At 34.8% G+C, this 8074-nt stretch carries 6 protein-coding genes; 4 read left to right on the top strand and 2 right to left on the bottom strand.

Annotated features, from left to right (window positions below; genetic code table 11):
- Positions 1-710: 710 nt before the first annotated feature.
- Genes DW694_RS16600 through DW694_RS16590 form a run of 3 tightly spaced genes read left to right on the top strand, consistent with a single transcriptional unit; the run spans position 711 to position 5245 of the window.
- On the top strand, positions 711-2813 hold the full coding sequence (locus tag DW694_RS16600) for a penicillin-binding transpeptidase domain-containing protein (RefSeq protein ID WP_021650351.1): 2103 nt from the start codon (positions 711-713) through the stop codon (positions 2811-2813).
- A 40-nt stretch (positions 2814-2853) separates the two neighbouring features.
- A complete protein-coding gene (locus tag DW694_RS16595; protein WP_021650352.1) occupies positions 2854-4011 on the top strand; it encodes a DUF6070 family protein in 1158 nt (385 codons plus the stop codon).
- Entirely contained in the window at positions 3998-5245 is a 1248-nt protein-coding gene (locus DW694_RS16590) for a DUF6070 family protein (RefSeq protein ID WP_118753346.1), read from the top strand. The genes DW694_RS16595 and DW694_RS16590 overlap by 14 nt, the downstream gene beginning before the upstream one ends.
- A gap of 27 nt (positions 5246-5272) precedes the next feature.
- Here DW694_RS16590 and DW694_RS16585 read toward each other — a convergent pair whose 3' ends face one another.
- Together DW694_RS16585 and DW694_RS16580 are read right to left on the bottom strand one after the other, a co-directional pair.
- A complete protein-coding gene (locus DW694_RS16585) occupies positions 5273-7069 on the bottom strand; it encodes a BlaR1 family beta-lactam sensor/signal transducer (protein WP_015541271.1) in 1797 nt (598 codons plus the stop codon).
- Between the two features lie 10 nt (positions 7070-7079).
- Positions 7080-7454, bottom strand: coding sequence for a BlaI/MecI/CopY family transcriptional regulator (locus tag DW694_RS16580; RefSeq protein WP_026077000.1), 375 nt, complete (start codon positions 7452-7454; stop codon positions 7080-7082).
- A gap of 118 nt (positions 7455-7572) precedes the next feature.
- Here DW694_RS16580 and DW694_RS16575 point away from each other — a divergent pair, with 118 nt between their 5' ends.
- The gene (locus DW694_RS16575; RefSeq protein ID WP_019162151.1) at positions 7573-7986 is read left to right on the top strand and encodes a response regulator transcription factor; all 414 of its coding nucleotides are present in this window, start codon (positions 7573-7575) and stop codon (positions 7984-7986) included.
- The last annotated feature ends 88 nt before the right edge of the window (positions 7987-8074 follow it).

Below are 8074 nucleotides of genomic sequence, written 5' to 3'. Positions count from 1 at the left end.
TATGTGTGAACATCTTGTTATATTCAGCAGAGACAATTTTTAAATTTGAGAAGTGTTAACAGGTATATATTGGAAGAATTCAGCCAGGGGAACTCTGGCTGATATAAAAACACATCTGCAGAAATAGTGACTGAAGAAATTTTGAGTAGTGGAATTGGGAAGAAGTATTTAGATACTATAATAAAGAGATTAGCTGGCTTGTATACTAACAGAGAGGACATAGTAAACAGATTTGCGTTATTATCAGGGATTGTAGGGAGATTCCGAAGAGCTTTTGTTCAGATGATGAAACAATAGGATTGGTACAGGAAATATATGGAACAAAAGTTAATAAAGGGATTTGTTGCGTTTTCTGCTATAATAATCTGCCAGCAAAGAATGTGTTGTCTGAATATGTTTGTGATTATAAGAAACGAGCAGGGTTATTTCAAAGATCAGCAGATTTAGAGTAGTTCTTTTTTTTCTGAGAGAAAATTAAAAATCGTTTTTGGTTCTTCTGGAGAGTGATTATAGCGTTTGGGAAACATCCGGAGAAACCATTACCTCAGAGTGTCGTAAAGTTCTTTATCAAAGAAGGCTTTGAGATGCCCTTTCTTTTTTATGCAAATCTTTTCTCTTGTCTACATATATAAACCTAAGAAAAAGCTTGACGTTTAAATATTACAAGTGTAATATTTAAGAAAATATGAAAAAAGGAGAAATAAAACTATATGAGAAAAAAGAAAAGAAAAAAACACACGAAGATTATTACAAAAATAGTTTTATTTAGCGGTATATTGATTGGTGGTGGAATCGGTATTGTAACAATAATGAATTGTAATGTTCCTGAAAAAAGACTAATGGAATATATGAAATATATTGAAAAAGGGGAATATGAGCAAATGTATGCCATGCTGGATCAGAAAAAAAGCAGCATGAACAGTAAGGAAGAATTTATAGAACGAAATTCTAAAATATATGAAGGCATTGAGATGTCTGATCTGTCCATAACCGATATTACAGTAAAAAGACAAGAAAACGGAAATGCGGCAGTTTCCTATACAACAAATATGCAGACTGCTGCAGGAAATGTAGAATTTACCAACGATGCGGTATTTTCACATGATTGGACAGGATATCATTTAATCTGGCAGGATCAGTTGATTTTTCCAGAGTTATCTGCAACGGATAAAGTTCAGGTAACGTCAGAAGAGGCAAAGAGAGGAGATATTTTAGACAGAAATGGTCGTCAGTTGGCTGGAGAGGGAACTGCATCTTCGGTAGGAATTGTTCCGGGCAGGATGGAGAACAGAGAAGATACAATAAAAAAACTGGCAGAGTATCTTGGAATTGGAGCAGACGAAATTGAGGATAAGTTAGAAGCCGGTTGGGTAAAAGCAGATTCTTTTGTACCAGTAGCAACAATTCCTAAAATACAAGAGGTCGATCTTCTGACAGTGAATCCGGATAAAACTGTTCTGGAAGAAAAAGAAAAGCAGGACACATTATTGAAGATTCCAGGTATTATGTTATCTGATGTAAAAGTACGAACTTATTATCTAAAAGAAGCTACCTCTCATCTGGTAGGGTATGTACAGGCGGTTACAGCCGAAGATTTGCAGGAACATAAAGGGGAAGGGTATCGTACAAACAGTGTGATTGGAAAGACTGGACTGGAAACGCTTTATGAAAAAGAACTAAAAGGAACAGATGGGTGTGAAATCTGTATTGTAGATGCAAATGGAAATAAAAAAAGTGTTATTGCATATGAGCCTAGAAAAGATGGAGAAGATATCCATACTACGATTGATGGTGATCTTCAAAGTACTCTTTATGAACAATTTAAAGAAGACAGAGGATGTTCTGTAGCTTTGAATCCTTATACAGGGGAAGTATTGGCGTTGGTAAGTACGCCATCTTATGATAATAATGATTTTGTACGTGGAATGGACAACAGCCAGTGGAGTGCATTAAATGAAAATGAAGACAGGCCTTTATACAACCGCTTTCGCCAGACATGGTGTCCTGGCTCAACTTTTAAACCTGTAATTGCTGCAATTGGATTAAAAGTGGGGGCATTTACTGCAAATGACGATTTTGGAAATGAGGGTCTGGCGTGGCAGAAAGATTCCTCGTGGGGAGATTATACAGTGACTACACTTCATGATTATGAACCTGTGATCTTGAAAAATGCGCTTATTTATTCAGATAATATTTATTTTGCAAAAGCAGCATTAAAAATTGGTGCGGATCAACTGATGCAGTCTCTAAATCAAATAGGATTTAATCAGGAACTTCCATTTGATATTAAAATGTCAGAGTCCCAATATTCTAATATGGACAAGATAGAAACAGAAATCCAGCTTGCTGACAGTGGGTATGGACAGGGACAGATTCTGGTAAATCCTTTGCATCTTGCAAGCATTTATACGGCTTTTCTAAATGATGGAAATATGATAAAGCCATATCTTCACGCGGATGGTGGAAGCACTTCCAGTGAAATCTGGATAAAAGATGCTTTTTCACCACAAATTGTTTCGGAGGTTATGGAGGGGTTAGAGGGTGTAGTGAATAACCCGGAAGGAACTGGTTATGGAGCATGCCGGGAAGACATTAGATTAGCAGGAAAAACCGGAACAGCGGAACTGAAAGCTACAAAAGAAGATACATCTGGAACAGAAATTGGCTGGTTTACAGTTTTTACTACAGATAGAGATACAAAGAATCCTATTTTGCTCATCAGTATGGTAGAGAATGTGAAAGATATTGGAGGAAGCGGTTATGTGGTGGAAAAGGATAAGGCGATACTGGATGAATATCTTGGTAATGAATAATTTTTACCTTTAAATATTACAAATGTAAGAGGAAAATGATATGAAAAAAATTTGGAAAATATTTGTGGGAGTTATTTTTCTTGCTGTCTGTAGTGGATGTGGCATAAAGAAAGAGCAGAAAAAGACAATTGAAGATACGAAAGAAAAAATTTACAGAGAGTGTGAAATGCTAGCAGAAGGCTATCAGAGCATATATGAGAATGCTGTGAAAGAAAATGCACTATATGAGCTGAGTACAATACAAAAAAGTATGGATTATTTTGGAAAATATGGATATGCAGTAATTGATTCCTACAATCAGCTGGATATGGTTCAAAGTATTAAAGTAGATGATTTTTTGAAAAAAGCAGAAAAAGAGAAGAATGGAAAAACTACTATATTTCAAGTTATAGCAGGGGATCATTTTATCCGGTATGATCTGAAAACCAAACAGGGGAAAATAGACGTTGAAGTAAGCTCTTTTAAATGGAAAGAGGACACTTGGCAGGAAACATATTATCATGAGTTTAGAGTTAATTCATGGAAATATACAGAAAACGGGTATTTCTTTATGGAAGAATATCATCCGGCTGGATATGATGGACCGTCTGGATATCGGGCCTTTCGGGTAGTGCCGTTAAATAAAAAATGCAGGGAGCTGAATCGAAAATATATACTTCCTTTTGGATATACACTTAATAAATTGTTTACTTCTAATTGGAGTGAAAAAAATTATGATGGAATAAATTTTTATGATGTTTTTGACCGTTTACTTTCAATGGAAGAAAAAACTGATGAATTTAAGGAAGGAAAGACTTATGAAATCCCAAAAGAATCATTTGAAGCGATATTTCAAAAATATTTTAATATAAGCGCAGAGATACTGCAGACAGGAACGGTATTTCACACGGAAACACAGACATATCGGTATCGAACCAGAGGAATCGTATATGATTTTGCTCCCACACCATATATTCCATATCCGGAAGTTGTTTCCTACATAGAAAATCAAGATGGAACAATAACACTGGAAGTAAATGCGGTATGGCCACAAAAAGAATTAGATCAGGCGTTTTGTCATAGCGTAACCATTCGGCTGTTAGATAAAGATAGATTTCAATATGTATCCAATTATGTATCAAGGTCAGAAATAGAGGTTACCTGGTATACGGAAAGATTATCAGACGAAAAGTGGGAGGAATGTTATGGAGATAATTGATATGAGTACAAAAAGAAAACTGAAAAAGATGGTGAGTGTTTTATTTATTTTGGGATGCTTTTTCATAGGAAATACAAAATGTAAAGGGGCTGATTTAGAATATATTTCACAGGAAACTGCGAATTATGCTGTACAAGAAAGAGGATATGATTTGCCAGTAGATGAAGTCGTGAAAGAAGAAGCTATTGAAGATTGTAAGAATGTTATGAATCAGATGAAAGCCATTTATCAAAAGGCGGATAAAGGAACTTCATCGAATGTAGTAGTTTCTGAGACAGTAATGGAAAAAATGCAGGAAGTATTAAAGGAAAAAAATGTCCCTGTTATTACATCAGCGCCGTATTCAAATATGGCTAATTATTCTAAAATGGAAGAATTTCTTTTCAGGGCAGAACAGGATCTGCCAGGAGATATCGTCTTATATAGGATTAACAGGGATGGTGGGATAGAAAGACTCAAATTCAATTATGATGGGACAGATATGTATTTGCTGGCTGTGAAAGCTGTTTGGGGTATGAACGACAATCCATCTATTGTATATGTTTCGTATACAAGGATAGAAGAATGGAAATATACAGAAAAAGGCTGGTTTGGTTATACGCTATGCGTTCCAAAGTATCCGGAAGTATCAGAAGCGGTTGATGGCAGTTCTATGATAAGAATTAAACCTTTAAGTGATGAATGCAGGGAAGTTTCAAAGAGGTGTGTGTATTTGCTTGGATATCAGGGGAATAATCTTTTATGTTCTGATTGGGATAGATCTGATATGGAAGGGTTAGATTATAATGGTTTATATGAATATTTATATCGAATGAAATACGGGGAGAGATATGAGTTTTCAGGTAACTCAAGTGGAATTCCGGCAGAAGAGTTTGAAAATCTGATAATGGAGTTTTGGCCGATAACAGCAGATCAAATTAAAAAATGGGCAGTATTTGATTCGGAACATCAAACTTATGACTGGGAACGATTAGGCTGTTTAAATTATAGCCCTACTCATTTTGGAACATCTTTACCGGAGGTCGTTGAAATAAGAGATAGCGGAGAGGGAAACAGTGTGTTGGTTGTTGATGCTGTATGTGATACATTTATATGTAATGATGCCGTTATTACAAGTGAGCTGACTGTTAAGTTCAACGATGATAAGAGTTTTAAATATATGGGGAATAAAATTCTGAATAATGGTACGAAAGAAGTTCCCAAATATCAATATAGAATAAAAAGAAAGAACTGATAACAACTATCAGCCCTTTCATATTTGTTAATTCCATATATGTAATTTTTTTAAGATATCAGAAGTGATTTCAAATGCTTTTTTGCCAGTTGCATTAGAATCACTTTGGATATTGGTTGCAAAATAATAGCTGTTATCGGAAGTTTCTACATATCCGATAAACCAGCCGTTGATATCCTGTCCGTTGACACGACCGGTTCCAGTTTTTCCGTAGAAATTACCATTAGGTGTACTGGCAATTTTTATAGCATTTTTAACAGAAAATACATTTTGGAAATTTAGATGGAATTCATTTGTGTTAAATTTTTTTAATAATGTTACTTGCTCTAAAGGCGAGATTTTTAATGAAAAATCGGACCAGTATAAATCCAGATTTGAACTGGTTGTTTGGTTTCCATATTCTATTTTATTCAAAAATTCCTGGACTCTGTTAATTCCGAGCTGCGAATCAATTGCCTGGAAATACCAGTTAACGGAATTTTGCATAGCAGAGTTTAAATCCTGATCAGCTTCCCAGGATGGAAAAGGAAAGGCATCACCATTCCATGTCATGGAAGAGTGTTCTGGTGTGATGATTCCGGATTCCAACCCTAATAATGCATCGTATATTTTGTAGGTAGACTCTGGCGGAATACGTTTGGTGGCTTCTTCAAGATCGTATATTTTCCAGGAATCCAAATTATTGTCATACAAAACAAATGATCCATCATATGTTCCAAATGTTTCGGATATATCTAACAGGGAGATATTTTTGTCTGTATCACTAAAATGATATACGTTTTGAGTAGAGGCATCAATGGATAAAATGGGTGTACATCCAATAAAAACAGCACTAATGACCAGATAAATTATCAATGCTCTCATTTTTTGATAAAGAGTTTCTTTCCTAAAAACGGCGATGTTGAGAATACGTCGTTTCATCTGCCTGAAATTTCCGGACATTCCAACTGCCAGTGGAGAGGAAAAAGAGGATATTTTTTCTGCAAAATTAATCAGTGTAGTTCCATAAGCTTGGTATTCATCAGCAGAAATCATCTGCAATACAGCAGAATCACAGGCTATTTCACGGTCACAGAGAATTTCTTTTAAAGTGTACCAAACAAAAGGGTTAAACCAGTAGAGTATATTACTTATGACCATGAGGAAGCCAATAAATGTATCTTTGTGACGGTAATGCTGTAATTCGTGTAGCAGCATAAAACGCATATCATCAGGATTCAGTTCGGAAATTAAATGGATGGGAATGTAAATTCTGGGATGTATTATTCCGATTAAAACTGGTGATTTTAAAAATGCAGTACTGTAGACTGATACTGGGTGAGAGATTTTAAGTTCCTTTAAACAATTGTAATAAATAGTTTTTACCTGCTGATTTTGAAGCGGGAGAGCAGATCTTTTTATGGAACGTACATAGTTTAATGAATGAAGGGTGAGGACTGACATAATCATAACACCCGTTATCCATATTAGAAAGAGTATGGTATTCAAGCCTCCAGAAAATTGACTACTGATGGAAACTGAAAAATCATTCACCTGGTTTAACAAAATATTTTGTGTATTACTGGTAAGTTCGGATAGCGTGTCGGTACCAGAGTTAAGTCCTGAGTCAGTTTGAAAAAAATGTAACCATGAAAAAAGTTGTGAGCCATGAATCTGTACAGGAAAAAATGGCACGGCAAGTAATAAAAATAAAAGAAAACAGAGATGGTACTGTGTAGTCGCAGATAAATATTTTTTCAGAAGTTTTTTTGTTCCGATTATTACAAGTGTAAAAATACATATGAAGATATTACTGATTAAAAAGTGGATGATCCAGTTGCTCATTCAAAACCTCCTATTTCTGATGTTTTGATAATAAATGGCGTAAGTTATCAATTTCTGTTGAAGAGAGCTTATCGTCTTCAAGGTAAGAAGCCAGCATAGAAGAAAGATTTCCATTATAATATCGCTTTAAAAAAGAATTGCTTTCCTGGCGTATATATTCATCTTCTTGGACTAATGGAGTATAGACAAATACCCGGCTTTGTTTTTCGCAGGAAAGAGCTTTTTTGGAAACAAGTCTCTTGATAAGAGTTTGAATTGTTTTTGGACTCCAGCTGGTAGTTAGAGTAAGTTTTTCTGTAATTTCATTTGTATTGATGGGAGCATATTTCCATACAATTTTCATAACTTCAAATTCGGCTTCTGAAATCTGGGGTAGTGACATAATAAAATCCTCCTGCTAAATCCTACATATGTAATAAATATATTATATTACTTGTAGAAGAAAAAAGTCAAATGGCAGATGATATATAGAATATAAAATTAATAATGTAGAGGCAATAAAGGTGAAAAAGATAGAAATTATTGAGAGAATCACAGATGCTAATGGAAGCATAAGTGAAAACATATTGACTAGCTGGGAACATAAAAACCAATTCATACCGGAAATTATAAGGTTTGGAGAATTAAAAATATATCTACAGGAACGAATTGTTAAAAAGAATGATAGTGATGTTCATCTTTCAAAATATGAATATGATATTTTACTTTTTTTAGCGAAAAGTCCAGGTAGAATATTTGGAAAAGAAATGGTTTATGATCTGGTATGGAATGAACCTTATTCCGGTGATTATAATGTGGTTATGCGACATATCTGCAATATCAGAGAAAAAATAGAAGATGATCCTGGACAACCATTATATATACAAACAGTACGAGGTGTAGGATATCGGTTTAATGGGAATTTAGGCAGCGAGTGAAATCGCTGCCTATTATTATGGTTTTACAAAGAAGGGAGTTGGTTATGAGAAGATCTTTGTATTTCAGGAGCATCCTGTTTGAGATATT

It is taken from the genome of Ruminococcus sp. AM26-12LB, assembly GCF_003480785.1.
In the GTDB taxonomy this organism is placed as follows: domain Bacteria; phylum Bacillota; class Clostridia; order Lachnospirales; family Lachnospiraceae; genus Blautia_A; species Blautia_A fusiformis.
The sequence above is the reverse complement of the archived record's forward strand: the minus strand, read 5'-3'. Positions and strand labels throughout refer to the sequence as shown.

Excerpts from the sequence above, each read along its gene's own strand:
- DW694_RS16585 (WP_015541271.1), bottom strand. The coding sequence starts at position 7,069 with ATGAGCAACTGGATCATCCACTTTTTAATCAGTAATATCTTCATATGT.
- DW694_RS16590 (WP_118753346.1), top strand. The coding sequence starts at position 3,998 with ATGGAGATAATTGATATGAGTACAAAAAGAAAACTGAAAAAGATGGTG.
- DW694_RS16600 (WP_021650351.1), top strand. The coding sequence starts at position 711 with ATGAGAAAAAAGAAAAGAAAAAAACACACGAAGATTATTACAAAAATA.
- DW694_RS16595 (WP_021650352.1), top strand. The coding sequence starts at position 2,854 with ATGAAAAAAATTTGGAAAATATTTGTGGGAGTTATTTTTCTTGCTGTC.